Annotated in this window: 20 protein-coding genes; 5 read left to right on the plus strand and 15 right to left on the minus strand. The window is 71.0% G+C overall.

All coding sequences use genetic code 11. The features are described from left to right. Positions 1-10 precede the first annotated feature (10 nt). Positions 11-1,189, minus strand: a complete 1,179-nt coding sequence (metK, locus tag OG251_RS44350; protein WP_326682979.1) for a methionine adenosyltransferase — start codon at positions 1,187-1,189, stop codon at positions 11-13. 425 nt (positions 1,190-1,614) lie between these two features. Between metK and OG251_RS44355 the strand changes: the two genes are divergently transcribed. Both OG251_RS44355 and OG251_RS44360 read left to right on the plus strand, forming a co-directional pair. Continuing rightward, entirely contained in the window at positions 1,615-2,025 is a 411-nt protein-coding gene (locus OG251_RS44355) for a hypothetical protein (RefSeq protein ID WP_326682980.1), read from the plus strand. Positions 2,026-2,123: 98 nt separating this feature from the next. Further along, a complete protein-coding gene (locus tag OG251_RS44360; RefSeq protein WP_442818485.1) occupies positions 2,124-3,170 on the plus strand; it encodes a carboxymuconolactone decarboxylase family protein in 1,047 nt (348 codons plus the stop codon). A 30-nt stretch (positions 3,171-3,200) separates the two neighbouring features. Here OG251_RS44360 and OG251_RS44365 read toward each other — a convergent pair whose 3' ends face one another. The 5 genes from OG251_RS44365 to OG251_RS44385 form a co-directional block, all read right to left on the minus strand. Continuing rightward, the gene (locus OG251_RS44365; protein ID WP_326682981.1) at positions 3,201-4,187 is read right to left on the minus strand and encodes a prephenate dehydrogenase; all 987 of its coding nucleotides are present in this window, start codon (positions 4,185-4,187) and stop codon (positions 3,201-3,203) included. A 73-nt stretch (positions 4,188-4,260) separates the two neighbouring features. Further along, positions 4,261-5,064 (minus strand): TIGR03084 family metal-binding protein, encoded by an 804-nt coding sequence (locus OG251_RS44370; RefSeq protein ID WP_326682982.1) that lies wholly within the window; start codon positions 5,062-5,064, stop codon positions 4,261-4,263. A gap of 159 nt (positions 5,065-5,223) precedes the next feature. After that, positions 5,224-5,694 (minus strand): acyl-CoA thioesterase, encoded by a 471-nt coding sequence (locus tag OG251_RS44375; protein WP_326682983.1) that lies wholly within the window; start codon positions 5,692-5,694, stop codon positions 5,224-5,226. A 180-nt stretch (positions 5,695-5,874) separates the two neighbouring features. Further along, positions 5,875-7,533: an FAD-dependent oxidoreductase gene (locus tag OG251_RS44380; protein ID WP_266815088.1), complete on the minus strand. Its 1,659-nt coding sequence runs from the start codon at positions 7,531-7,533 to the stop codon at positions 5,875-5,877. Next, entirely contained in the window at positions 7,530-8,060 is a 531-nt protein-coding gene (locus tag OG251_RS44385) for a DUF5987 family protein (protein ID WP_326683034.1), read from the minus strand. Before OG251_RS44385 ends, OG251_RS44380 begins: the two co-directional genes overlap by 4 nt. Before the next feature lie 318 nt (positions 8,061-8,378). Between OG251_RS44385 and OG251_RS44390 the strand changes: the two genes are divergently transcribed. After that, the gene (locus OG251_RS44390; protein WP_326682984.1) at positions 8,379-9,476 is read left to right on the plus strand and encodes a transcriptional regulator; all 1,098 of its coding nucleotides are present in this window, start codon (positions 8,379-8,381) and stop codon (positions 9,474-9,476) included. A 25-nt stretch (positions 9,477-9,501) separates the two neighbouring features. Next, a complete protein-coding gene (locus tag OG251_RS44395; protein WP_326682985.1) occupies positions 9,502-10,278 on the plus strand; it encodes an AraC family transcriptional regulator in 777 nt (258 codons plus the stop codon). A 65-nt stretch (positions 10,279-10,343) separates the two neighbouring features. On the opposite strand, the gene OG251_RS44400 is transcribed toward OG251_RS44395, so the two are convergent. The 9 genes from OG251_RS44400 to OG251_RS44440 all read right to left on the minus strand — a co-directional run bounded on the left by OG251_RS44400 (position 10,344) and on the right by OG251_RS44440 (position 24,203). After that, complete coding sequence (locus OG251_RS44400; protein ID WP_326682986.1) at positions 10,344-11,693, minus strand: cytochrome P450; 1,350 nt, start codon at positions 11,691-11,693, stop codon at positions 10,344-10,346. Then, a complete protein-coding gene (locus tag OG251_RS44405; RefSeq protein WP_326682987.1) occupies positions 11,690-12,238 on the minus strand; it encodes a flavin reductase family protein in 549 nt (182 codons plus the stop codon). Before OG251_RS44405 ends, OG251_RS44400 begins: the two co-directional genes overlap by 4 nt. Continuing rightward, complete coding sequence (locus OG251_RS44410) at positions 12,235-12,699, minus strand: acyl-CoA thioesterase (protein ID WP_073721054.1); 465 nt, start codon at positions 12,697-12,699, stop codon at positions 12,235-12,237. Before OG251_RS44410 ends, OG251_RS44405 begins: the two co-directional genes overlap by 4 nt. A 5-nt stretch (positions 12,700-12,704) precedes the next feature. Continuing rightward, complete coding sequence (locus OG251_RS44415; protein WP_326682988.1) at positions 12,705-18,518, minus strand: type I polyketide synthase; 5,814 nt, start codon at positions 18,516-18,518, stop codon at positions 12,705-12,707. After that, positions 18,515-19,633 carry an enediyne biosynthesis protein gene (locus tag OG251_RS44420; RefSeq protein WP_326682989.1) on the minus strand — a complete coding sequence of 373 codons (1,119 nt, stop codon included), beginning with the start codon at positions 19,631-19,633 and terminating at the stop codon, positions 18,515-18,517. Before OG251_RS44420 ends, OG251_RS44415 begins: the two co-directional genes overlap by 4 nt. Continuing rightward, positions 19,630-21,558 (minus strand): CRTAC1 family protein, encoded by a 1,929-nt coding sequence (locus OG251_RS44425; protein WP_326682990.1) that lies wholly within the window; start codon positions 21,556-21,558, stop codon positions 19,630-19,632. Before OG251_RS44425 ends, OG251_RS44420 begins: the two co-directional genes overlap by 4 nt. Next, complete coding sequence (locus OG251_RS44430; RefSeq protein WP_326682991.1) at positions 21,555-22,541, minus strand: DUF1702 family protein; 987 nt, start codon at positions 22,539-22,541, stop codon at positions 21,555-21,557. Before OG251_RS44430 ends, OG251_RS44425 begins: the two co-directional genes overlap by 4 nt. A 95-nt stretch (positions 22,542-22,636) precedes the next feature. Beyond that, entirely contained in the window at positions 22,637-23,620 is a 984-nt protein-coding gene (locus tag OG251_RS44435) for a DUF1702 family protein (RefSeq protein WP_326682992.1), read from the minus strand. 139 nt (positions 23,621-23,759) lie between these two features. Beyond that, entirely contained in the window at positions 23,760-24,203 is a 444-nt protein-coding gene (locus OG251_RS44440) for a winged helix-turn-helix transcriptional regulator (RefSeq protein WP_073721089.1), read from the minus strand. 142 nt (positions 24,204-24,345) lie between these two features. Here OG251_RS44440 and OG251_RS44445 point away from each other — a divergent pair, with 142 nt between their 5' ends. Next, the gene (locus tag OG251_RS44445) at positions 24,346-24,909 is read left to right on the plus strand and encodes a hypothetical protein (RefSeq protein WP_326682993.1); all 564 of its coding nucleotides are present in this window, start codon (positions 24,346-24,348) and stop codon (positions 24,907-24,909) included.

Genomic DNA, 24,909 nt, shown 5'->3' on the forward strand with positions numbered 1-24,909 from the left:
CGGCGGCCTTTCAGGAGGAGGTGGCCGGCGCGCCGACGGCGCGGCGCAGCGCCTCGACGCGGTCGGTGCGCTCCCAGGTGAAGTCGGGGAGTTCGCGGCCGAAGTGGCCGTACGCGGCGGTCCGGGCGTAGATCGGCCGGAGCAGGTCGAGGTCGCGGATGATCGCGGCCGGGCGGAGGTCGAAGACCTCGCCGATGGCCTGCTGGATGCGGTGCGGCGGCACGGTGTGGGTGCCGAAGGTCTCGACGAACAGGCCGACCGGTTCGGCCTTGCCGATCGCGTACGCGACCTGGACCTCGCAGCGGGAGGCGAGGCCCGCCGCCACCACGTTCTTCGCGACCCAGCGCATCGCGTACGCCGCCGAACGGTCCACCTTCGAGGGGTCCTTGCCCGAGAAGGCGCCGCCACCGTGGCGGGCCATACCGCCGTACGTGTCGATGATGATCTTGCGGCCGGTCAGCCCGGCGTCGCCCATCGGGCCACCGATCTCGAAACGGCCGGTCGGGTTCACCAGGAGGCGGTAGCCCTCGGTGTCCAGCTTGATGCCGTCCTCGACGAGCTGCGCCAGGACGTGCTCGACGACGAACTCACGGATGTCGGGCGCGAGCAGCGAGTCCAGGTCGATGTCGCTCGCGTGCTGCGAGGAGACGACGACCGTGTCGAGGCGGACCGCCTTGTCACCGTCGTACTCGATGGTGACCTGCGTCTTGCCGTCCGGGCGCAGGTACGGGATGGTCCCGTTCTTGCGGACCTCGGACAGCCGGCGCGAGAGCCGGTGCGCCAAGTGGATCGGGAGCGGCATCAGCTCGGGCGTCTCGTCGCACGCGTAACCGAACATCAGGCCCTGGTCGCCCGCGCCGCCGGTGTCCACCCCCTGCGCGATGTCGGGCGACTGCCCGCCGATCGACACCGAGACACCGCAGGAGGCACCGTCGAAGCCCTTGGCCGAGGAGTCGTAGCCGATCTCCAGGACCTTCTCGCGCACCAGCCGGGCGATGGGCACGTAGGCCGCGGTGCTCACCTCGCCCGCGACGTGCACCAGGCCGGTGGTGACCATGGTCTCCACCGCGACCCGTGCGTGCGGGTCCGCGCGCAGCAGCGCGTCGAGCACGGTGTCGCTGATCTGATCGGCGATCTTGTCCGGATGTCCTTCGGTCACGGACTCCGAGGTGAACAGTCTCCCGGCCATGCCAGTGATTCCTCTCGGAGAATGGGAATGCGGTGCCGTCGCGGCGTTTCCGGCACACCACGGCGCACGCATGGAGCCACTGTCCATCCAAAGGACGAACGCGCCCCGTGGACACGGCGACTTGGACAAGTGTCGGGAGGGACCGTCCGCGCAGCGCACTCAGGCAGGTCGCGGGGGCCGCGGAGCCGCACGGGCCGAAGGGCGGCGGCTCCCGCGGCTCTGCGCACAGGAGAAGACGACCCCGGCGGCGGCAGGTCCGAGAATGTTCCTTCTCCAGCTGATCACCACCGTGCTGTCCCGGGGCGACGTGCTCCCGGGAGGTCTGCCGGATCGGAACCGTCGCCCCTCGCCGCCACGGTTCTCCCGGACACCATGCCGTGGCCGCGAGGCCGGTCCCGGCTCCCACCCGGCAAGGGAGGCAGAGCATGAGCGACATCCGCCCGGCGGCCCACGGGGCCGAGAGCGAACCATCGGCAGCGGCGGTGCTCACCGCGGCCGCCGCCGCTTCCACCGCCTACACCGCGGCGGCCGCGAAGGGCGCCGCCACGGCGCTGGTACGCATGTTCGTGGACCAGGGGGTGTTCGGCGTCGCCCTCCACGACCCGGCGCCGGACGTGCAGGCGGGCCCGGCGCCCGCGCCCGCCTCCGTGCCCGAGGACGCCGAGGCCGCCGGACCCACCGACTGGGACCGGATGTGCGCGGCCGTCGCGCAGGCCGAGGCGCGCCGTGCCACCGACAACGGCGCGGCCCTCCCCCCGCTGCGTCTGATGGGCGAGGCGGTGGCCCGGACCGCGGCCCGCAAGCCCGCGCTGCGCGCCGTGCCGCCCGCCGCTTAGCAGTTCTGAGGATGCGTCATGCCGGGCCGCGGGGTCAGGATCGGGCGCACGTCGCGCCGGCCGTCGGCGGGGGTGCGGAATCGGGACCCAGGAGGTGCATGACCGTGAGGCCGGTTGTCAGGGCAGTGCTGCGGGGCGCGCTCAAGGATGTGCGGTACGTGCGGGTGGTCGCGCCCGCCGAGGCGTACGGGCCGGTGGCCGAGGTGTACGCCCAGGTGGAACGGGACTTCGGGGTACTGGCCCCGCCGGTGGCCCTGCACTCCCCCGCTCCCGCCGTGCTCGCCGCGGGCTGGCTGATGCTGCGGGAGACGCTGCTGGTCGAAGGGGCGGCGGGCCGGGCGGCCAAGGAGGTCACGGCGACCGCGGTCTCCGAGGCCAACTCCTGCTCGTACTGCGTCGATGTCCACCGGGCCACGCTCCAGACCCTGGAGGCGGAGCCGGCCGGGACCGATGCCGCGCTCGTCGCGTGGGCACGCGCGACGGGCCGCCCCGTCGAGGAGGGCCGTCAGGCGCCCGTCCTGCCGTTCTCGGCCGCCGCGGCGGCCGAGATCCAGGGCGTGGCCGTCACCTTCCACTACATCAACCGGATGGTCGCCGTCTTCCTCGCCGACTCCCCCGTGCCCGACCAGGCCCCCGGCTTCCTGCGCGGCACCATCCTGCGCACGGCCGCCCGCGCCATGCGGCCGGTCGGGCCGGGACCGCTGCGGACCGGGGACTCGCTCGCCCTCCTGCCCGCCGCGCCCCTGCCGGCCGGCCTGGAGTGGGCGCGGGAGAGGCCGGCGGTGGCCGACGCGCTGGGGCGGGCGGTGGCGGCCGTGGACGACGCGGCGCGCTGGGTGCCCGAGCCGGTGCGCGAGCGGCTGCGGGAACGGCTGGCCGGCTGGGACGGCGGTCCGGTGGGCCTGAGCCGGGCCTGGCTCGGTCAGGCACTGGCCGGTCTGCCGGCGGACTGCCTGCCCACCGCGCGGCTCGCCCTGCTGACCGCGTTCGCCGCGCACCAGGTCACCGACGCCGATGTGGCCGCGTTCCGTGAGCACCGGCCCGGTGACGGCGAGTTGATCCAGCTGACCTCCTGGGCCGCCCTGACCACCGCCGTCCACATCGGCGCCCGGTCGGCCATGCCCCGTCCGGCTCCCGGACGCTGAGGCCCGGCACACCCGCCGGTGACCGGACGGTCATCCGGCGAGGCGGTGGATGCGCGGCATCGGCCCGGCGGGCCTGCCCGCGCGCAGACGCGAGGAGCGGTGCTGTGCCCGGAGCGGAGTGAGGGCGGCCACCGGCAGGTCCCGCAGCCGGGCCGCCGACAGGGGGCGGGCGGCGAGGAGTGCCGCGCGGCCCCGGTTCCCCCGGGCCACCAGCTCACCCGCGGCATCCGACGGATCGGCCCCGCCCTTCCTCAACTCCGCTGCCAGCGAGGCGAGTTCACCGGCCATCCGCTCCACCGTGTCCGCCACGGACGCGGCGTTCTGGCCCAGGATGTCGGCCCACAGCCGGGGATCGCTGCCCGCGATCCGGGTGGTGTCACCCACTCCGGTGCCGGCCAGCGCCAGCACCTCGGGGCCGAGGTCGGTGAGCTGGGCGGCGAGCGCGGAGGAGATCACCTGCGGTACGTGCGAGAGGGCGGCGACCGCCCGGTCGTGCGCCGCCGGCGTCAGGTCCTTGCGACGGCCCCCGCACACGAAGACCAGCTCGTCGACGGCGGCGAGCGCCTCGGGATCGACGGTCGGGTAAGGGCAGAGGATCCAGGGCCGCCCGGTGAACAGGTCCGCCTGCGCCGCGCCGGGGCCGGAGAGTTCCCGGCCCGCCATCGGGTGTCCGGGAACGTAACCGAGCAGGTCGCTGCCGCGCAGCTCGGCCTCCGTCCAGATGTGCTCCTTGGCGCCGGCCACATCGGTGTAGGCGCGGCCGAGCCCCCGGGCCTGGGCGTCGCACAGGGTGTCCACGACGGCGGACGGCGGGGTGGCGATCACCACGAGGTCGGCGACCGGGGTGTCCTCGGTCAGTACGGTCCCCGCCCCCATCCGCCGCGCCTGGTCCAGTGCGTCGGGGTCGAGGTCGTCGAGGGCGACCTCCACGCCGGCCCGGGTCAGGGCCAGCGCGATGGACGTACCGATCAGGCCGCTGCCGATCACGATGACGCGTTCCAGGCCGGTGGTGGTCATGGTGCTCTCCTTGGTGGGCTTCTGGCGCGGGTACGGGGATGGCGGTGCGGGCGGCGGGGCCCGACCGGGCGGCTCACCGGTGGTCGTCCGCGAACTGGCCCGGCTTGCGCCCCTCACCGGCCGGGCCGCGGTAGGCCTGGGCGATGTCCAGCCACTTCTCGGCGTTCGCACCGGTCGCGGTCAGCGCGAGGTCCTCGCGGTGCCGGCGCCGGGTGACCAGCAGGGCGAAGTCGTGCGCGGGGCCCTGGATCGTGTCGGTGGCGTCCTCGGGGCCTGCCGTCCACACATCGCCGGACGGGGCGGTCAGGACGAAGCGGAGGGGCTCGGCGGGCGGGGTCAGACCGTGCGACTCGTAACCGAAGTCCCGGGTCAGCCAGGCGAAGTCGACGATGTTGCGCAGCCGCTCGGTGGGCTCCCTGCGGGCTCCCAGCGCGTCGGCGATGTCCTGTCCGTGGCCGAAGAGCTCCATGATCCCGGCGCAGGCCAGCACGACCGGCGGCAGCGGGTTGACCAGCCACGGCACGACCTGACCCGCCGGGACGGCGGCGAGCGCGTCGACCGACGCCTCGCCCTGGGCACGGAAGCGGGCGAGCAGTTCCTTGGGCGGGAAGCCGTTGAACTGCTTGAGCGCGGCGTTCACCGCGCCGTTGAAGTTCCCGGCGGCCGAGGCGGTGATGGCCTTGAACGCCTCCGCGTCGGAGGCGGCCGTCCTGGCCAGGGTGAAGATGAAGGTGAGGTGGGCGATCTGGTCGGCGACGCTCCAGCCCGGGGCGGGCGTCGGGGTGTGCCAGGCCTCGTCGTCGATGTTCTCCACCAGCCGGGCGACCTCGTCGATGTCGGCGGTCAGGTGCTTGAGAACGTCATTGAGGGTGTTCATTTCTTTCTCCTTCTCATACGGACTTCGAGGACGGGGTGGAGCCGGGACCCGGGAGGGGTCGGGTCCCGTGAAGCAACTCACTGGGCGTGCGAAGGGATCGGGGTCGGTCCCGTGAAGCAACTGACCTGGCGTGCAGAGGGATCGCCGCGCGGTTCGCGGTCAGGCGGCGGCCCGGCCGGCCAGGGAACGGGTCTGGCCCGAGTAGGGCGCGAGCGCCTCGGCCAGGGCCGCGGGGATCAGGGAGGGAACGGTGGCGGTGTTCGGGCCGCGCATGCAGGCGATCCGCTGCTTGCCGCGGGCCACCAGGGTCTCGCCGCCGTCCTCGGTCACCTTCACGTAGTCGAAGGTGAACTCCAGCTGGGTCTGGCCCAGTTCGGCCAGCCGCATCCGGATCGACAGCTCGTCGAAGGCCGTGATCTCGGCGAAGAACTCGCAGTCCACCTTGAGCGTGAAGAGCTTGAGGTCGTCCTGCACCTCGGCCAGCACCGAGGGCGCCTTCTGCTTGAGGAACAGCTCCCGGCAGCGGCCCTGCCAGCGCAGGTAGTTCACGTAGTAGACGTTGCCCACGAGGTTGGTCTCCTCGAAGCCGACCGTGTGGGTGTACTCGAAGTAGTCCGTCGTCGCAGTCATCGTCCGTAGCCCTTCGTCATGATCCGGGTGTCGTCAGGTGGTCAGGTCCGGCGTTCAGCCGGTTGTTTGAAACAACTCACTCGCCGGACGCGTCCGCCCGAGGCGATCTCTCGCCGGTCGGACGCGTGGTGTGCCGGGTGCGCGGGGTGCGCCGGTGCGCGGGCGCTCGGGCGCGGGTGCTCAGGCGCGGGTCAGCGTGGGCAGCAGCGGCAGGACCTTCTTGCGGCCGCTGCGGGAGCCGTCGGGGGCGGGGGCGCCGTAGGTGACGGCGATTCCCTTGGCCTGGGCGGCCTGCACGATGCCGGGGATGGCGCGCTCGGCGAGCGCGGCGATGGTCATCGCGGGGTTGACTGTCAGCGCACCGGGCACGGCGGAGCCGTCGGTGACGAAGATCCCGGGGTGGTCGCGGAGCTCGTTGCGGTCGTCGAGCGCGGAGGTGTGCGGGTCGTCGCCCATCCGGCAGGAGGAGAGCGGGTGGACGGTGTAGGCACCGACCAGGTCGTTGGTCCAGGGCATCACCTTGGCCAGGCCGTCCTTCTCCAGGATCTCCTTGACCTCGGCGTCGGAGGCGTCCCAGGCGCCCAGGGTGTTCTTCGTGGGCTCGTACGTCAGGTTGCCCCGGCCGAGCATCTGCTGCGAGATGCGGTGGGCGTTACCGGTGGCGGGCGGCGGACCGAACACTCCTTCGTTGTCGTCCTCGATCATCGAGAAGATCGTGAGCCAGGACGTCCACTTCTTGAGGATCTCCTTCTTCTCCTTGCCGAACCAGCTCGCGCCGGTGGCGTCGGGGACCTGGGCGAGGATCGTGCCGAGGCCCGGCGGGAAGTAGAGCTGTTCCAGGGAGTAGCGGGAGTATTCGGGCAGTGAGCCGTCCAGCTTGTCCCAGCTGGCCACGGTGGGGCCCTTGCCGATCTGGTTGGCGGCGTACGCCAGTCCGTCGCCGCGGTCCAGTCCGAACAGCTCGGCGGCCTTCTCCTCGTCGATGATGGCGGTGTTGAGCCGTTCCCCGTTTCCGGAGAAGTAGCGGCCGACGGCCCGCGGCATCGTGCCGAGGTGGGGTTCGCTGCGCTGGAGGATGACCGGGGTGGCACCGGCTCCGGCGGCCATGACCACGATCTTCGCCTCGATCACGCCGCTGCCGGCCTGGAGGCGGTAGTCCTCGTCGTGGATGACGTTGTAGTGGACCTGGTAGTCGCCGTCGGAGGTGCGCGATATGTGCTGCACCTCGTGCAGGGGGCGGATCTCCGCGCCGTGGGCGATGGCGGCCGGCAGATAGTTGACCAGCAGCGACTGCTTGGCCTCGAAGCGGCAGCCGGCCATCATCCAGTTGCAGTTGACGCACTTGGTGTTGTCGATGGCGACGGCGAGCGGGTTGGCGGTGCGGCCGGAGTGGTTGCAGGCGGCGGCCCACAGGCCACCGGCGTAGCTGACGTCCTTCCAGTCCTGCTTGGCGATCGACAGGGACTCCTCGACCCGGTCGTACCAGGGGTCGAGGGTGTCGCGGCTGACCGCGCCCGGCCACATCCGGCGGCCGATGGAGCCCTGCCGGTCGAAGACGAAGCGCGGGGCACGCGGCATCGCGGCGAAGTAGACGACGCTGCCGCCGCCGACGCAGTTGCCGCCCAGGATGCTCATCCCGTTGCCGACCACGAAGTCGAAGGCCCGGGTGTAGGACGAGCCGAGCTTGTAGTCGTGTTCGAAGTCGTTGCTCTCCAGCCAGGGTCCGCGTTCCAGGACCGTGACCTTGGCGCCGCCGGCGGCCAGGTGGTAGGCGGCGATCGCGCCGCCGAAACCGCTGCCGATGACGAGGACGTCCGTGCGCTCGGCCGTGCTGCTCATGCTGGGCTCCCGGAAGACGTGGTGTCGGGGTGGAGTCGGGCGAATTCCCGGCCGTAGCCGAAGTCCTTGAAGCGCCACAGGCCGTCCGCGTCGGGATGCGAGAGGCCCATGGCCGCGAGCCCGGGGTGACCGTCCGCCAGTGCCTGTGCGGTGTGCAGGTGCGCGGCCGAGTCGAAGGACATGTTGCAGAAGAGGGAGAGCATCACCCAGAAGTCCTTCTCCGGGTGACCCGGCTTCGTCAGCCGGAGGATCAGGGCGACGCGGTCGGGGTACTCCAGCGCCACGAAGGGCGGTACGGACGGGTCGAGGGTCAGGCCCTGCTCCCCGGCGTAGACCTCGGCGTGCTCGTTGACGAGGCGGGCCAGGTCGTCCAGGCCGTCGTGGATGCCGGTGGCATCCCATTCGAGGAGCTCCAGGGCCCCGGCCTGGACGGCGCCGCCGCCGGTGGAGACACCGGCGATGGCGCGGTCCTCGGGCGAGCGCTTCTGTCCAGGAACGATCGTGTCGGCATAGGCCTCCAGTGTCATCGTCCGGAGTTCGCCGTCCGGCGCCACTCGCTCATTTTCGTTTCGCAATGCTCTCTCCTTTCGGATAGTGCGGAGTGGGGCGCCTTGCGGCGTGACAGAAAGCTAGAACCGGTCTGCTGGTTCAAGCAACTCGCCAAAGTAGTCGTGAGGTTGAACCCGACTCCCCTGAGTTGCCCCGTCACCGCATCTGAATCAGGCCCATCGGCGGACTGCTCACTAGGCTCGGAACCTGGATGCATTCACCACCCGCACGTGACATTTCCTTCTGCGTCGAAAACGGGATGCGGAAGTGGGCCCGGTCTCATGCTTGGGGGAAACGTGAAAAGTGCAGACGCTGATCTGCGTGTACCGGAACATCCCACGCACCTCGTACGGATCGATGCACTCATTCCCGCGGACTCACCGCGCCTCAATGGCATCGACCCCTCCCATGTGCGCAGGCTGGCAGCCGTCTACACGTCCCTGCCCCCGGTCCTCGTGCACCGGCCCACCATGCGTGTGGTCGACGGCATGCACCGCATCGGCGCCGCCACCCTCAAGGGGCTGGAAGCGGTCGAGGTGAGGTTCTTCGAGGGCGCCGAGGACCAGGTGTTCCTCCAGTCCGTGTCCGCGAACATCTCGAACGGACTGCCGCTGTCGGTGGCCGACCGCAAGACCGCCGCCCAGCGCATCCTGGCCTCGCACCCCAGCCTCTCCGACCGCGCGGTGGCCACGCACGTGGGCCTCGACGCCAAGACCGTCGCCGGTGTGCGGGTCTGTTCAGCTGCGGGTTCTCCGCTGCTGAACATACGTACGGGAGCCGACGGCCGGGCCCATCCGCTCGACCGGACCGCCGAACGCATCCACGCCGCGGCACTGCTGACCCGGGACCCCGCCCTTCCCCTGCGGGCCGTCGTCGAGCGCACCGGCCTCTCGCTGGGGACCGCGCACGACGTCCGCCGCCGGCTGCTGCGCGGCGAGGACCCGGTCCCGCAGAGCCGGCAGACCACCGGGCCCGCCGCGCGTCAGAACCCGGACCAGGAGCCCGCACAGGGCCCCGAGGCCCTCCCCGTACCGGATCAGGCCACAGTGGCCGACCCGGCCGCGCAGGCAGCCGCACGGGCCCCCCGGGCACCGTTCTCCCCCAGGTCCCGCGCCCCGATGGACACGCTGCGCAAGCTCGCCAACGACCCGTCCCTGCGCCATACCGACTCGGGCCGCGAGTTCGTGCGCTGGCTGCACACCCGCTTCATCGTCGACGAGGCGTGGCGCAAGCGCGCGGACGCCGTACCTCCGCACTGCGTCGACTCCATGGCCGAGCTGGCCCAGCACTGCTCCGACGCCTGGCGTCGCTTCGCCGAGGACCTGGTCAGGCGCCGGCACACCGGAGCGGCGGGCATCCCGGAAATCCGTACGACTCAGCCAACTCGACGTTGACGCCACGCCTCGACAGGGAGATACGGTGACCACCAATACCATCGAGCACGCTGTCCGCCGAGTCATCGGTTACATGCACGTCAACCTCGGCCAGGATCTGACGATCGACGACATGGCGCGCACGGCGATGTTCAGCAAGTTCCACTTCACGCGGATCTTCCGTGAAGTCACCGGCACGTCTCCCGGACGTTTTCTCTCCGCACTGCGGATTCAGGAAGCGAAGCGACTTCTGACGCATACGGATTTCAGCGTCGCCGACATCAGCAGCCAGGTCGGATACAGCAGCGTCGGCACGTTCAGTTCACGATTCAAGGCGTGTGTGGGTCTCTCACCGAGTGCATTCCGGGATTTCGGCGGTGTCATGCCGAACTTCCCCGCCACCACGGTCCGTACCCCTTCCGTCGCCCACAGCCTGACGCTGCGCGGCCGTATCGTCCTCGCCCCCGGCCAGGAGCCGGGCAACATCTTCGTCGGGCTCTTCCCCAGCCGGGTCCGCCAGGGCCAGCCGGTGCGCTGGACGATGCTCGACGGACCCGGTGCCTTCGAACTGCGGGGCCTGCCCGGCGGCACCTGGTACGTCCTGGTCCACTCCGTGCCCTACGGCCATGAGCACCGCTCCTTCGGCTCCGACGGCGCCGACATCCTGTCCGTCGGGCAGCACGGCCCGGTCTCGGTGCACCCCGGCGCGCTGCTGCGCCCGGCCGACATGGTGCTGCGCCGCCCGGACGAGCTCGATCCGCCGCTCCTGGTGGCCCGGTTCGCCGAGAACGGCGCCGTACCGCAGCGGGTGGCGACGCACTGACACGGAAGAGAGGGCCGGACGCGGATCACTCCGCGTCCGGCCCTCTCTTCTGTGCCCGCGTGCCGTCAGCCCACCGGGTGCACCGTCATCGGGAGCCCGCCGCGCATCCGCAGCGAGAGCATGGGCTCGGCCACCGCCCGGTGGCCGGGGACGGTGCGCAGTTCGAGATCCCGGGTGACCAGGGCCGTGACGAACACCGCCTCCATCATCCCGAGGTTGCTGCCGACACAGAACCGCGGTCCGGCGCCGAACGGGATGTACGCGTACCGGGGCCGGCTGGCGACCCGCTGCGGGTCGAACCGCTCGGGGTCGAAGCGCTCCGGCTCCTCCCACAGGCTCGGATTGCGGTGCATGACGTACGGGCAGATCAGCACGTCCGCCTTGGCCGACACCCGGAAGCCGCCGACCTCGTCTGCCTGCTGGGCGACCCTGGGCAGCACCCACACCGGCGGGAACAGCCGCATGGCCTCCTGCACCACCATCGTGGTGTACGTCAGCCGGTGCAGGTCGTCCACGTCGGGGACCCGGTCCCCCAGGACGGCGCGGGCCTCCGCGCGGACCGCGGCGCGCACCTCGGGGTGACGTTCCACCAGGTGGAGCGTCCAGCCGAGGGTGCTGGCCGTGGTCTCGTGCCCGGCGAGCAGCAGCGTGACCAGTTCCTCCCGCAGCCGTCCGCGGACCTTGGCGGGGTCGCGCTGCTGTTTGCGGGCCGCGACGATGATCCGGGACAGGGCGTCGTCGGCCGGCTCGCCGTCGGCCATCCGCGCGCTGCGGTCGGCCACCAGCAGGTCGACGACCCGGTACAGCTCCCGGCGGGCCCGGCGGAAGCGCCCCTGTGCGGGCAGCGGGAGCCACCAGGGCACCATGCCCTGGCTGACCATCTCCAGCATGGCCTGGTCCTGGACCCCCTCGAAGGCGTGCGCGACGGATTCGTGCGCGGTGAGGTCGGAGTCGAGCAGTGTGCGGCCGAGCACTCCGAGGGTGAGTCCGGTGACCTCCTGCAGGACGTCGACCGGGCCGCCGCCCTCGTGGGTGCGCAGCAGGGCGACGAGCTTGGCCGCCTCCTCGGCGACGGCGTCGGCCTGCTGGTTGATGCGGCCCGGTTTGAACGCGGGCTGCACCGCCCGGCGCTGGTTGCGCCAGACCTCGCCGTCGCTGGTGAGCAGGCCGTCGCCCAGTACCCGGCGGGCCTGCACCAGGCCGATGCCCTTGTGGTAGTTGGCGCTGTTGTCGGCCAGGACGTGCTTGGCGTAGTCGGGCCGGTTGAAGACGTAGAGCTTCTTGGGACCCATGGAGACCCGGACGGCGTCGCCCAGGTCGGCCGCGTCCTGGATCATTCCCAGGCGGTCCACGGCGAGCTTCTTCAGCAGCCCCGGCAGGGCCCGGACCGGCGGTCCGGGCGGATCGACGCTCATGCCGCCCTGCCTTCGCGTTGTTCGGGGAGGAACCGGCGGAAGCGCCCGTCGGCGAAGAGCAGGGCCTCCCGGACGGGCCAGCGCGCGGCGGTGAGGACCTGGCCCAGGAAGATCGTGTGGTCGCCCCCGTCGTACACCCGCCACTTCTCGCACTCCAGGTGGGCCACCGCCCCGTCGATCAGCGGGGCGTCGCCGGCCCGTCCCGGCAGCCAGTCGACGGTGTCGAACTGGCCCGCCCCGGCGGGGCGCGACCGGTTGGCGAAGTGCCGGGCCACCGCTTCCTGACCGGCGCCGAGCACCGACACGGAGAAGGTGGACGACTGGTCGAGGCTGCGGTGCATCACGGCGTCCTTGTTGACGCAGAACAGCACCAGCGGCGGTGCGAGGGAGACGGAGGTGAAGGAGTTGGCCGTCATGCCCCGCGAGGCCTCCCCGCCGACGGTCACCACGGTGACCCCGGTGGGGAACGCCCCGAACGTTCCTCGTAGTTGTTTGGTGTCCAGCAGGTTGACGAGCTCCGCGGGCGGAGCAGCCATCAGACTCATATCTGCCTCCCAGCCGACGGCCGCGAACCGGCCGCGTAGAGGGCCAGCGCTCGCGCCAGCACGTCGGGGATCAGTGCGGGAACAGGGGCGGTGGGTGGACCGCTCATGACGGCGACGCGCTGGCGGCCACGGGCCACCAGCACCTCACCGTCCTCCTTGACGTACTCGAAGACGAGGTCGAACTCGGTGTGGCCGATGTCCGCCACCCGCATCCGGATGGACAGCTGATCGAGTGCCTTGACCACTTCCAGCAGTTCGCAGTCCACCTGGAGGGTGAACAGCCGCGTGCCGTCGGCCCCTTCCTCCGCGAGGCCGAACGCCTCGCGGAGGAACTCCCGGCGGCAGCGCCCCTGCCAGTTCATGTACGTCACGTAGTCGGCGGTGCCGCAGAGATCGGTCTCGGCGAAGGCCACCGTGTGCCGGTACGCGAAGTGGTCGCCCGGGTCCGTCGTCGCCGTCATGGCGCTCACCCTTCCGCCCCCGGAGCCCGCGCGGTGTCCCCGCCGTCCGTGAGGAAGGCGAACACCGCCGGTTCCAGCGCGTTGCGCAGCGACGTGACGAAGGTGGCGATGCGCAGTCCGCCCGCGGTGAGGACGACCCAGTTGTCCCGGGTCTGCGGGACCAGGGTCAGGGGCACCCCGCCGAGCAGTCCGGCCTTGCGCAGGCACTCGACGGCGCCCCATACACGGGTCGCCGCGGTGTCGGGGGTCTCCCCCGTCTCCCTGGCCACCAGGGCGGCCAGCTCGCCGTGTTCGCCGAGCAGTCCCTCCCAGTCGGCGGCGCTGCGGATGTTGACCGCTTCGACGTCACAGGCCACCGTCGACGCGGCGACGACCCCGAGGGTCACCCCCAGGCCGTGGGCCGCCGAGAGGTGGCTCCCGCCGTCGAGCTCGGGGCGGCCGTCGGGGCGGTAGCGCACCTCGGCGCTCTCGCCCAGGGCCCGTTGGACGGCCCGCGCGGTGGCCGCGCGGCGCTCGGCCGTGGAGTCTCCGGTGCCGGGCAGGTCCGGTTCGACGGCGACGTCGATGTGGGTGCCGAGCACCTCCTCCAGGGTCCGCTCCAGGTAGGAGCCGAGCAGCGGGGCGACCCACGGTCCGGAACCGTCCGTCTTGCGGACGGCGTGCAGGGTGAGTCCCTCCCACCGTTCGACGACGGTGCCGTCGGGGGTGCGTACCGCGATGTCGTACACATAGGTGTCGCCGTCCCGGTAGCGCTCGGTGGCGCAGTAGCGCACCTCCTCCGGCAGATCGGCGCCGGCGGCCATCGGGTAGAGCCGCTCGATGCCGGACGGCAGCAGGGTCGCGTCGGGGACGCACACCTGGTTGCCGTGCATCAGCGCGTCCCGCATGCCGGGGTCGGCCAGCAGCAGCGTGCCCGGCAGGAAGCCGGCGAACCAGCCGGACGGCGCCCCGATCGCCACATCGGCGTCGACGTGCCGGGCGGCGGCCCGGTGGAAGCGGCGCAGCCGCTGGAAGCGCTCGCCCTGGAAGAGGACGCCGCCGTACAGGTCGGCCGCCGGGTCCAGCGGGGCGGCCGGGACGTCCGGGCCCACCTGGGCCGGGGGCCCGTCCGGGATGGGCGTACCGGAGTAGTCCAGCCTGGCGCGGAAGTGTTCGGCGACGAAGCCGGTGTCCTCCGCGTGGATGGCCACGTCCACCGTGTCGGTGTCGGTGACGGTGGCCGCGATCCTGATCCGGGTGGTCCCGGCGGGCGGCACCACGATGGGCCGCAGGAACTGCGCCCCCTCGATGACCGGTACGTCGGTGCGGCCGGTGACCGCGGACGCGACCTGGACCATGGCCTCCATGCCGAACACGGCGGGCAGCAGCAGGTTGCCGTCGAGCAGGTGATCGGCGAGGTAGAGGTCGGTACCGGCGTTCAGTTCGACCTCGGTGACCAGCTCGACCCCGTGGTAGCGCACGAGCGGGGCGCCGGTGAACCGCAGCAGCGGCAGCGGCGGCAGGTCCCGGCGTACGGTCTCGATGCCTTCCGTACGTCCGCTGATCACCGTCACCACGGGCGCGTCCGGGTCCGAGATCAGCCGGAGCAGGATCTCGACGCCCTGGTCGGGCGAGACCGGGACGATGCCCTCGCGGGACAGCGACTCGACGACGGAGAGCTTCTCGCCCATGCCGATGCCGGACCACACGGACCATTCCATGCACAGGGCACGGCAGTCCGGATTGTCACGGGCGACCTGCTCGGTGAGGTCGGCCAGCCATTCGTTGGCGGTGGCGTAGTGCGCCTCACCGCGCAGTCCGGCCCGGCCGATGATGCTGCCGAAGGTGACGAGGAGCTTCAGGTTCTCCTCGCCGACGACATCCAGGACGGTGCGCAGCCCGTCGACCTTGGGGGCGAACGTGCTGTGGACGGTGTCCATGCCGAGGCCGGTGAGCGCGGCGGGTTCGTTGCGGCCCGCCCCGTGCAGTACGGCGGTGACGGGGCCGAGCGCGTCGGTGAGTTCGGCGACGGCCTCGGCGACGCGTGCCGGGTCGGTGACGTCGGCGGCGGCGTAGCGCACCGTCGCCCCGCTGTCCGCCATCCGCCGCAGGTTCGCGGCGAGGTCCTCGTCCCGGGCGGGGTCGGACCGGCCGAGGACGGCCAGCTTGACGCCGGTCCGCCGGGCCACGGCGAGCGCGCACTCGGCGGTGATGCCCTTGCCGCCGCCGGTGACGAGCAGGACGTCGGAGTCGTCGAGGATCTGGTCGCTGTGCTCGGCGCGGACGGGCAGGGCGCGCAGTACCGGGACGCGGCGGCTGCCGTCGGCGGCTAGGTGGACCTCGCTGAAGCGGCCGGTCGCGGCGACCTCGGCGGCCACCCGTTCCGCGGCACCGGGGGCCACCGGGGTGTGGACGACGGTGGTCCGCAGGTGGGGTGCCTCCAGATGCAGGGTCTTGGCCAGTCCGGCCGCGCCCCGGCCGTGCTGCACCAGGACGAAGCGGCGTTCGCGGTCGCCCGCGAGGGCGGCCTTGGCACCGTTCAGCGCGTGTGCGATCTGTTCGCGTGAACAGGCGGGCGGCAGGCAGACCAGGACCCCGGAGCCCACCTCGGCGTTCTCCAGGGCGCGTCGCACGTCCTGGGCGAAGGGGTGGTCCTGGGCGGTGAACAGCTCCCAGGTCCCCTTCTCCCCACCCGGTACGGCGGCGGGCAGCGCGATCTCGTCGAGGTCGACGGCGAAGGGGCGGGCCCAGGCTGCGGAGCCCGCCACGACGGCCGCGGTGCCCGCGCCGTCGCCGCCGGTCTCGGCCAGGGTGGTGAGCGCCTCGGCCAGTTCGGCCACCGTCGCGGTGGCGAAGTTGGTCGGTACGTGGGCGGCGGTGAGGCCGAGCTGGACGGCGGCCTGGTTGACGATCTGGCCGACCGTGATCGAGCTCATGTGCAGGTCGTCCAGGAGGCTGCTGTTCTCGTCGACCAGCTCGGGCGGGAGCTCCGCCCGTTCGGCGACCAGCGCGCGCAGGACGTCGAGTGCCGACTCCCCCGCCGAGCTGCCGGCCGGTGCGGGGGCGCCGCCGCCGGAGCTCTCCGTACGGGGGGCGCGGGCGGCGGGCAGGGCGACATCGGGCGCCTGCTCGCAGGGGTTGGTCAGGAAGCTGAACTCGGCGCCGATCTCCAGCGGCCGCGTCAGCCGGTCGTTGAAGAGCCGCTCGTGGATGAGCGGGGCGCCCAGCACATAGGCGGCGCCGACGACCTGGAGCAGTCCGCGCAGGGACTCGTCGTCGGTGTTCAGGGCGACGGCCGGTACGTCGGAGGTGGCCGCGGCCATGCCGGAGAGCACCCGGCCGGGGCCGACCTCGATGAACAGGTCGACGTCGGCGGCGGCCGACCGTACCGCCTGGGTGAACAGCACCGGGTCGGTGATCTGCTGCCGCAGCAGCTTGGCGAGGTCGGCGTCGCTCTCCAGTTCCTCGCCGGTGACGGTGGAGACGACCCGGCGCTCCACCTCGTCCAGGCGCGCTTCGTCGAGCCAGTCGCCGAAGGAGTCGGCGGCCGGGGCGACGAGGGGCGAGTGGAAGGCGTGCGAGACCGGCAGGCGGGTGCAGGTGACACCGGCCTGTCCGGCCCGTTCGGCGACGGTGGCGATGTCGTCGACGGGTCCGGCGACGACGGTCTGCTGGGGGCCGTTGTACCCGGAGATGACGACGGGGAGCGCTTCGATGAGCGCCCCCGCCTGTTCGGGGGTGGTGGCCAGGGAGGCCATCGTGCCCGAGGCGCTGTGCTCGGCCATGGCCGCACCGCGGACCCGGGCCGCCTCCAGCAGGGTGGTGGCGTCCAGGGCGCCCGCCCAGTGCAGGGCGGAGAGTTCGCCGAGGCTGTGGCCGACGGCGACGTCGGCCTCGATGCCGAGTGCGTCCAGGACGCGCAGTGCGGCGGTGGAGCCGGTGACGATGCGGGGCTGGGCCACGTCGGTGGCGACCATGTCGCCGGTGGTGGGCAGCTTGGCCCGGGTGTACACCTCGGCGGCCTCGGTGAAGCGGCGGGCGAGTGCGCCGCCGCCGGTCGAGGTGCCGGAGCCCTGGCCCGGGAAGAGGAAGCCGATGCGGGCCTCCTCGGTGGCCCGGCCGAGGAAGGTGCGGCCGTCCGGGGAAAGCGTGATGGGTGAGCCGGCGCCCGTGTCCGTCGCGTCGGCCAGCCTGCGCAGCCGCAGTTCGGCGTCCTCCGGCGAGGTGACGACGACGGCCGCCCGGTGGGGCAGTTCACGCAGTTCGCGCTGGAGGGTGGCGGCCAGGTCGCCGAGCTGGGCGTAGGAGACCTGGGCGGCGAAGTCCGCGACCCGGGTGAGGCGTTCCTTGAGCGCCTGCGGTGATTCGGCGTCCAGGAGCAGCAGTTCGGCGTCCTGGAGGGAGTTGGCCAGGGTGGTGGCGCGGCGGCTGACGGCCGGCCGTTTGGCGGGGACCGCCTTGTCGAGGACGACATGGGTGTTGATGCCGCCGAATCCCATGGCGGTGATCCCGGCGCGCAGCGGTGCGTTCCTGGGCCATGCCTCCGCCTTGCGCAGGACCCGCAGGTTGGCCGACTCGTCGGTGAGCAGCTCGTGCGGGTCGACGCAGCCGATGGCGGGCGGCAGCATCGCGGCGTCCAGGGCCATCGCGGCCTTGATCAGTCCGGCGATTCCGGCGGCGGCCTTGGTGTGGCCGATCATGCCCTTGATGGAGCTGATCACGGCGGTGGGGGCGTTCGGGTCGGCCTTCGCACGGGCGCCCATGATCGCCGTGAGTTCGGTCGCGTCGCCGACGGCGGTGCCGGTGCCGTGGCCCTCGAAGAGCGGGACGGTGTCGATGCCGAAGCCGGCCCGCTCGTAGGCCCGGTCCATGGCGAGCTGGTATCCGCTGACCTCGGGGCGGGTGATGCCGCCCTGGCCGTCGGAGGAGATGCCCCAGCCGGCGATGGACGCGTAGACGCGGTGTCCCGCGGCGAGTGCGTCCTCCTCACGCATCAGGACGATCATTCCGCAGCCCTCGCCCGGCCAGAAGCCGTTGGAGCCGCGGTCGTAGAGCCGCATCTCCTTCTTGGCGAGTGCTCCGGTCTTGGCGAAGCCGATGATCTCGAAGGGGTCGATGGACAGGTCGACGCCACCGGCGACCGCGACGTCGAGGTCGCCGTTCAGCAGCGAGGTGGAGGCGGTGGTGACCGACAGGAGCGAGGAGGAGCAGGCGCCGTCGACGGTGTAGCCGCCGCCGTTGAGGTCGAAGTGGTTGCAGATCCGTCCGGCGATGGTGTTCGACAGGCCGCCCGCGAGGGTGTCCTCGTCGATGGCGGGGAACGGCTTCTTGTAGGCGTCCTCCACCCCTTCGAGGAATTCGCCGAGGCGGTCGTCGCTCCAGTCCTGTCCCTTGAGGGCGTCGGCGAGCACCCGGCGTACGTACGGCCAGCGCAGCCGCATCACGTTGGCGCGGGAGAACTCACCGGTGAGGGTGTTGCCGACGATGACGCCGGTGCGCTCCTTGGGCAGCCCCTCCCCGACCGGGAAGCCCGCGTCGGCCAGTGCCCGGGTGGCGGTGTCCAGGGCGAGCCAGTGCGTCAGGTCGGTGGAGCGGTAGGTGCTGCCCGCGATGCGGTGGGCGATCCGGTCGAACTCGTACCCTTCGAGGACCGCGGCGTTCCGGGCGTAGAACTTGTCCGGGACCGTGGGGTCCGGGTCGTAGTAGTCGTCCAGGCGCATGCGTACGTCGGGCAGCTTGCGGAAGGCGCGCCGTCCGGCGACCGCGTTCTCCCACAGTTCGCGTGGGGTGGTGGCATCGGGGTAGCTGCACGCCACCCCGACTATCGCGATCCTGCTCATACGGGCATCGCCACCTTTTTGTCGTTCTGCGCCCGTGCTGCCGCGCACTTGCCGTGGAAGCAGGTGCCGTCCTTGCACGGGTCACCGGAGGGGACCGCCGCGACGACGGGTACGGGGGCGTGCGCCGGTACATGAGCGGGTACGGCGGCGAGCTGCTCGGCCGGTTTCGCCGGAGCCTGCTCGGCCTGCTGTGCCTGCTTGGCCTCCGCGGCGCGCTGCTTGGCCAGGAAGTGCAGGGCCCACAGGTAGCCGCCGCGGATCAGGCAGACGAGTGCGGTGGCGAAGAAGATGCCGTACGCGATGCCGAGCCCGGTCAGCACGCCGTACATCGCGGCGACGCCGCCGCCGAAGGCGATCTGGGAGGAGCGCTTGGAGGGCGAGGTACCGGGGTCGGTGACCATGTAGTTGGTGAAGAGGATGAAGGCCACCCCGGTCATCATGCCGAGCGCCGAGGGGATGGAGGTCCCCATGACGAGGCCGCGGATGACGGCCTGGAGGGCGAAGCCGACCAGCCAGGCGCTGATCAGCCACATACGGCCCGTCAGCTTCGCGTTCAGCATGGTGCCCAGGGTCAGGATGATCGCCGGGAGGACCCAGTCGGCGGGGCCGTACAGGTACTCGGTGAAGTGGTACGGCGGGGCGATGCTGGCCCACGGGAAGAGCAGCAGGATCATCGCGATGCCGAAGTTCGACGGGTTCATGTAGTGCCGCATGCGGCCCTTGAGCGGGGCGCGGAGCACCCACTTGGTGCCGACGGCGACGATGACGCCGAACATCATGACCCAGACGCGGTCGTTGACGTACGTGAGCATGTTCACCGCGAGTCCGGTGATGTGCGCGGGGAAGAGGAACTCCACCATCCCCTTGAAGCCGCCGCCCGCGTAGCGGGGTGCGCGCTTCTCGCCGCGGGCGCTGAGCGCCTCCAGGCCGATCTCCACCGTGTAGGCGGTGATGACCGCGATGAAGGGCCACAGCCAGGGCTGCTCGAAGCCGAGGAAGGTGTACCCGGCGATGTTGAGGATGGAGATGGAGATCGCGAACCGGCGGAGCGCGGTGACGACTTTGACGTTGTGCCGTGGGGCGGCAGCGGTGGTCTGTTCGGCAGGCACGGTCACTTCTCCTTGGCATCGGTGCCGAGCTGGAGGGAGTGCCAGCCGGGGCTCAACTGGAGTTCCTTGTTGCGCACCTGTCCGGTGCGGTCGCGCCAGGTCAGGTGGGTCTGCACCGGTCCGTCGGCCTCCTTGCCGAGGCCGATGTGCACGTCCTGACTGCGCTTGCCGGAGTGGCCGCTGCCGCCGTCGACGCGGCCGATCCGGGTGCTGCCGTCGGAGAGGGTGACGGTGACCTGTGCGCCGATCACGGGCGAGCCGGCCTCGTCGGTGAGGTTGAGGCCCAGGAAGTCCCCGGCGTTCTCGCTCATGTTGCAGTAGAAGACCGGGTCCTCCCACTGGCGGGCCACGACCAGGTCGAGGCGGCCGTCGCCGTCGGCGTCACCGGTGGCGATGCCGCGGGTGGGCACGGGCACGGCCAGGCCGAGCTGCTTGGACAGGTCGCTGTAGGCTTCGCCGTCCTTGTTCTTGACGTAGAAGCGGATGTGCTGGTCACCGGCGAGGTCGTCGCCCTCTTCCACGTTGGGCCAGAAGTAGGGGTGCTTGACCAGACCGTCGTTGGCGGTGGCGAGCTCCTGGAGCTGGGCCCAGCGGTTGCGCTTGCCCTTGACGAAGCCGACGGCCTGGGTGATCTCCTGGATGCCGTTGTTGTCGAAGTCGCCCATCTTCACGTCCCAGCCCCAGCCGGACCAGGCGAGGTTGAGCGGGGCGCTCTCGTCCTTGTACGGGGCGACGCCGTCGCGGAACTTGGCCCGCAGGTCGGCCTTGTCCTTGGCCGTGCCGATGAAGGCGAAGTTCGACTCCTGGATACCGAAGGACGTGGTGATGTTGGAGACGAACGCGTCGTACACGCCGTCGTTGTCCAGGTCACCGAAGTCGACGCCCATGCCCTTGAAGGAGCTGCGGCCGATCTCCTTGGACTTCGGGGTGGTCGCGGTGTGCTTGGCCTTGACCTGGCTGAACTTGAACTTCCCGGGCGTCGACTTGTTGTAGAGGAGCGCCGAGGTCCCGAAGTCGTGCGCGAGGTAGATCTCGGGGCGCTGGTCGCCGTCGAGGTCGGTGGCGGAGACGGCGAGTGTCCAGCCCTTGTCGATGGAGTCCGGCAGGACGTTCTTGATCTCCTGGTAGCCGGACGCGGTCCAGCGGAAGAAGTGACCGCCGCCGCCGTTCTGGGCGTGCGACAGCGAGTCGTTCATCGTCACACCGCCGTCCTTGGTGTCGTCCAGGACGGGGCTGTCGGGGAAGTAGTTGCCGATGTAGATGTCGTTGTGTCCGTCGCCGTCGAAGTCGGCGACGGCCGCGGCGTTGGAGTTCCACAGCGGGCCGGTGTAGACGTTGCCGCCGTTGCCGGGCACCAGCTCGACGGGCTCGAAGCGCTCGGCGCTCACCGGTGTCCCGGCCTCCACGGCGTCCTTCTTCGCCTGGAAGATGACGGGGGTGCGGCCCCAGTAGTAGACGAGGAGGTCGGTGGCGCCGTCCTCGTTGTAGTCGCCGGGGACACAGCCGATCGGGGCCGTGATGTCGCTCTTGGGCAGCGGCGACGGGTCGAGTGCGAACGGGGCGTACGTCGGGCTCTTGCGGCCGGGCACCGGGGCGGGCGTGACCACGGCCTGGTCGATCTGCGGGTCGGTGATGCAGAGGTCGTTGGGCAGCCCGTCGCCGTCGATGTCGTTCATCGCGACACCCGCGCCGACCGAGGAGATCCAGGCCTCGATGTGCTTGTACGCCTTGTTCACCTTGCGGACGGTCTGCTGCTTGAATCCGCCCGGCATGGCTATCGCCATCGGCTCGAAGGCGAAATTCTGGGCCAGTTCCGCTTTTTCCGATGCACTCGACTCATGCGGTTTCACCGCATAAAAGGTGCTGACCATAAGAGCCAGTGCCACGACTCCGGGCGCCTGCTTTCGCAGCCAGGAAATTGGGTGTGTCATGCGACGGCGCCTTTCTGCGCGTGCGGAACGGAGGTGATCGCGGCGGCGATGTGCTGCCGCCAGGTCTCGAAGGCCGGGATGTCGCCGCCGTCGCAGCCCGCGGGCGCCGAGTCGGTGCACACCCGCGCGGCTTCCTCGGGGGTACGGCCGCCGCACAGGACGCGGGCCGCCACATGCGTATGGGCGATCGTCGTGCCCGCCCGCTCGCGCGCCTCGCAGGCGAACGCGGAGCCCTGCGCCAGGTTCGGCCGGTGCACGCCCGCGTGCTCGGCGAAGCGCAGCAGCTCGTCCGCGTCGGCGCTGCCCGCGTAGGTGCAGGCGAGTCCGGCACCGGCGTACATGTCGCCGTGACGGTGGGCGGGGTAGGCGCCGATGAGTCCGGCGACGACGTCGGGGTCGGTGCCGCCGACGAACCACAGGGCGCGGCCGATGCCCTGGTCGATGACGCGGGCGCTGTAGGCGTCCGGGCCGCCCTTCCAGCTGAAGGGGTGGTCCTGGCCGGGGTCGCGGACGTAGGCGTCGGTCTTGAAGTACGCCTGGTGGAAGCCGTATCCGTCCAGGATCAGCCAGCGCAGCACCGGGTCGGTCCCGGTCACGTCGGGCCACAGGAACTTCGGCAGCCTGGCCATCGCCCAGCCGACGCCGACGTAGATCATGTAGTTGTGGTGCCGGCCCTCGCCCTCCAGGATTCCGGTCAGCCGCTTGCTGCTGCCCGTCAGCGAGTCGAGCATGACGGCGCCCATACCGGCGCCCTCGTAGGCGAACCCGCGGAAGGCCCGGGGAACGGTCTCCAGCCATTCGACGGCCTGGTCCGCGGAACGCGCCTCGACCGCATAGGCGTACCCCTGGAGGAAACTCGCCCCGACGGATTCCAGCTGCTGTTTGGCCTCCGCGTTCTTGACGTGGAATCCGCGTGTTTCCAGCTGCGTTTCCCGGACATTGGGTGTGAGGACTCGGCGCCTCAGCGCACGCAAGATGGACACCTAAAAGACCGCCCCTCGATTCCTTTACCTGAATTTCCCGTACACTTAATCGAACATATTCAATCGGTGTACCCGGCCGTCTACTCCAGAAATGCTCAACGGGCATTCACGAGCAGTTGTTCACGCACCGCGCGACGCCAGAGTTCGTACGTGGGGACCTCGCCGTCCGCGCTCGGCTCGGGTGCGGCGTCGTCCGCGAGCGCGGCCGCCGCCTCGACGGTGATCCCGGCCAGCGCGTGCAGCGCGGTCCGGGTGTGCTCGGGGATGGTGGAGGAGAAGTGACGGGCCTTCGCCGCGAAGACGGAGCCCTGCGCCACATGGCCGCGCAGTTCGCCGGCCTCGGAGCGCAGCGCGGCCAGGTCGTCGGCCGTGGAGCAGCCCGCGAAGGTGGCGGCCAGTCCGACGCCCGCCCACAGATCCGGCCGGCGTTCGGAGGCGAACCTGCGCACGGCGGCGCAGACATGCTCGACCTGCGCGCCGTGGATGAACCACAGGGCGCGCCCGATGCCCTGGTCCACCGCCCGCTGGAAGTAGTCCGGGTGCCCGTCCCAGGCGTACGGGGTGTCCAGGCGCTGCTCGTCGACCCAGCGGGCGGGGTCGAAGTAGGCGCGGTCGAAGCCGTAGCCGTCGACGGCGAGCCAGGTCATCGGCGGGTAGAACTCCTCGCCGTCGAGCTCGTCGGGCATGACCTTCTTCCACAGCGGTCTCGGCAGCTTCGCCATGGCGAAGCCGATGCCGATGTAGTTGAGGAAGATGTGCCGCCGACCGGCGCCCTGGAGGAGTTCCCGGGTGCGCCCGCCGCGGCCGGGCATCGAGTCCCGGATGACCGAGGCCATGGTCGCGCCCTCGTAGGCGAAGCCCTGCACCTCCAGGTCGACCAGCGACAGCCGCCGCTCGATCTCCCACAGGTCCTTCGACTCGATGCCCCACTCGAAACCGGTCACCACCGCCTGTGGGATGCTCTCCAGCTCTGTGGTGGCGGCGGTTTCGACGACCGGAAAACCACGGCCCGCGAAGCTCACGTCGCGCAGGGACGGAGCCATGATCAGTCTTCGCAGAGAGCCCATTGCCGTTGCCACGCGGTGCCTCCTCGACCGGCCACCAGGGGGGTGGCGACGGGCCTCATGGTCGGGCGGCGGCAAAGATCAGGGCATCTTCGCAAATGCGCAACACCTGTGTGCTGAAAGGGGTTTGAGGGCACCGGAAGGGCGTGTCAACTCAGCGCGTGCGGCGCACCGCGACCTCTTCGTCATGGATGTCCCGGCCGCACGAGACACACCCCATCCGCACCTGTACATCGCCGTCGCAGCCGATGTGTTCGGCGCGCCGCGGCGGGCCCAGCTCGGTGGGAAGGTTCCGGTCGCCCCACTGCATCAGGGCGACCACGGCCACGGTCAGGTCCCGTCCCATGGGGGTGAGCGGATACTCGTGGCGCACCGGCTTGTCCTGGTACGGCACCCGTTCCATGATGCCGAGATCGACGAGGCGGGCGAGCCGGTTGGTCAGTACGTTGCGGGCGATCGGGAGGTGGCCGAGGAACCCGTCGAACCGTTTGACCCCCAGGAGGGCCGAACGGACGATCAGCAGGGTCCAGCGCTCCCCGATCACTTCGAGGGCACGGGCAAGCGAGCAGTCCTGTCCTTCATATGTCCGTGGCAGCATGCCCAGACCGTAACGCGTGAGTTGCGTGAAAGGACTCGATCGAGTGCCCGCGCGGGCGGATTCGGCAAGCAGGAAGAAGCCCGTACAGGCGCGCGGCTGCTGTGCTGTGATGAGCCACCGTCCCGGATCATGGAGGTTCAGCATGGCAACGAGTACCGCAGCGCCGCCGCACGGAGTGCGGGGTCAGATCGACTTGCTCAACAGCAGGCACCACCAACTCGGCCTGCGCGTCTTCATGTTCATCGTGGTCGCGCACTGGGCGGAGCACCTCGTCCAGGCGATCCAGATCTACGTCATGGGCTGGCCGATACCGGAGGCGCGCGGCGTCCTCGGGGTGCCGTTCCCGTGGCTGGTCACCTCGGAGTGGATGCACTACGGCTACGCCCTGGTGATGATGGTGGCCCTCTTCCTCCTGCGCTCGGGCTTCACCGGCCGCTCGGGCACCTGGTGGAAGACCTCGCTCGGCATCCAGGTGTGGCACCACTTCGAGCACCTGCTGCTCCTGGTCCAGGCGCTCGCCGGCTCGTACCTGATGGGCAAGGCCGCCCCGACGAGCATCATCCAGCTCATCGCGCCGCGCGTGGAACTGCACCTCTTCTACAACACGCTGGTCACCATCCCCATGATCGTGGCGATGTACTACCACACCCGTGCGGGGCGGGCCGACAACGCCGCCGCGCGCTGTGCCTGCGCCCCGAAGGACTGA

Source organism: Streptomyces sp. NBC_01237, assembly GCF_035917275.1.
Taxonomy (GTDB): Bacteria; Actinomycetota; Actinomycetes; order Streptomycetales; family Streptomycetaceae; genus Streptomyces.

Excerpts from the sequence above, each read along its gene's own strand:
- OG251_RS44365 (WP_326682981.1), bottom strand. The coding sequence starts at position 4,187 with ATGACCACCACCGGCCTGGAACGCGTCATCGTGATCGGCAGCGGCCTG.
- OG251_RS44425 (WP_326682990.1), bottom strand. The coding sequence starts at position 21,558 with ATGACACACCCAATTTCCTGGCTGCGAAAGCAGGCGCCCGGAGTCGTG.
- OG251_RS44355 (WP_326682980.1), top strand. The coding sequence starts at position 1,615 with ATGAGCGACATCCGCCCGGCGGCCCACGGGGCCGAGAGCGAACCATCG.
- OG251_RS44405 (WP_326682987.1), bottom strand. The coding sequence starts at position 12,238 with ATGAGTCTGATGGCTGCTCCGCCCGCGGAGCTCGTCAACCTGCTGGAC.
- OG251_RS44360 (WP_442818485.1), top strand. The coding sequence starts at position 2,124 with ATGACCGTGAGGCCGGTTGTCAGGGCAGTGCTGCGGGGCGCGCTCAAG.
- metK (WP_326682979.1), bottom strand. The coding sequence starts at position 1,189 with ATGGCCGGGAGACTGTTCACCTCGGAGTCCGTGACCGAAGGACATCCG.
- OG251_RS44375 (WP_326682983.1), bottom strand. The coding sequence starts at position 5,694 with ATGACTGCGACGACGGACTACTTCGAGTACACCCACACGGTCGGCTTC.
- OG251_RS44385 (WP_326683034.1), bottom strand. The coding sequence starts at position 8,060 with ATGACACTGGAGGCCTATGCCGACACGATCGTTCCTGGACAGAAGCGC.
- OG251_RS44370 (WP_326682982.1), bottom strand. The coding sequence starts at position 5,064 with ATGAACACCCTCAATGACGTTCTCAAGCACCTGACCGCCGACATCGAC.
- OG251_RS44440 (WP_073721089.1), bottom strand. The coding sequence starts at position 24,203 with ATGCTGCCACGGACATATGAAGGACAGGACTGCTCGCTTGCCCGTGCC.
- OG251_RS44380 (WP_266815088.1), bottom strand. The coding sequence starts at position 7,533 with ATGAGCAGCACGGCCGAGCGCACGGACGTCCTCGTCATCGGCAGCGGT.
- OG251_RS44410 (WP_073721054.1), bottom strand. The coding sequence starts at position 12,699 with ATGACGGCGACGACGGACCCGGGCGACCACTTCGCGTACCGGCACACG.
- OG251_RS44415 (WP_326682988.1), bottom strand. The coding sequence starts at position 18,518 with ATGAGCAGGATCGCGATAGTCGGGGTGGCGTGCAGCTACCCCGATGCC.
- OG251_RS44445 (WP_326682993.1), top strand. The coding sequence starts at position 24,346 with ATGGCAACGAGTACCGCAGCGCCGCCGCACGGAGTGCGGGGTCAGATC.
- OG251_RS44400 (WP_326682986.1), bottom strand. The coding sequence starts at position 11,693 with ATGAGCGTCGATCCGCCCGGACCGCCGGTCCGGGCCCTGCCGGGGCTG.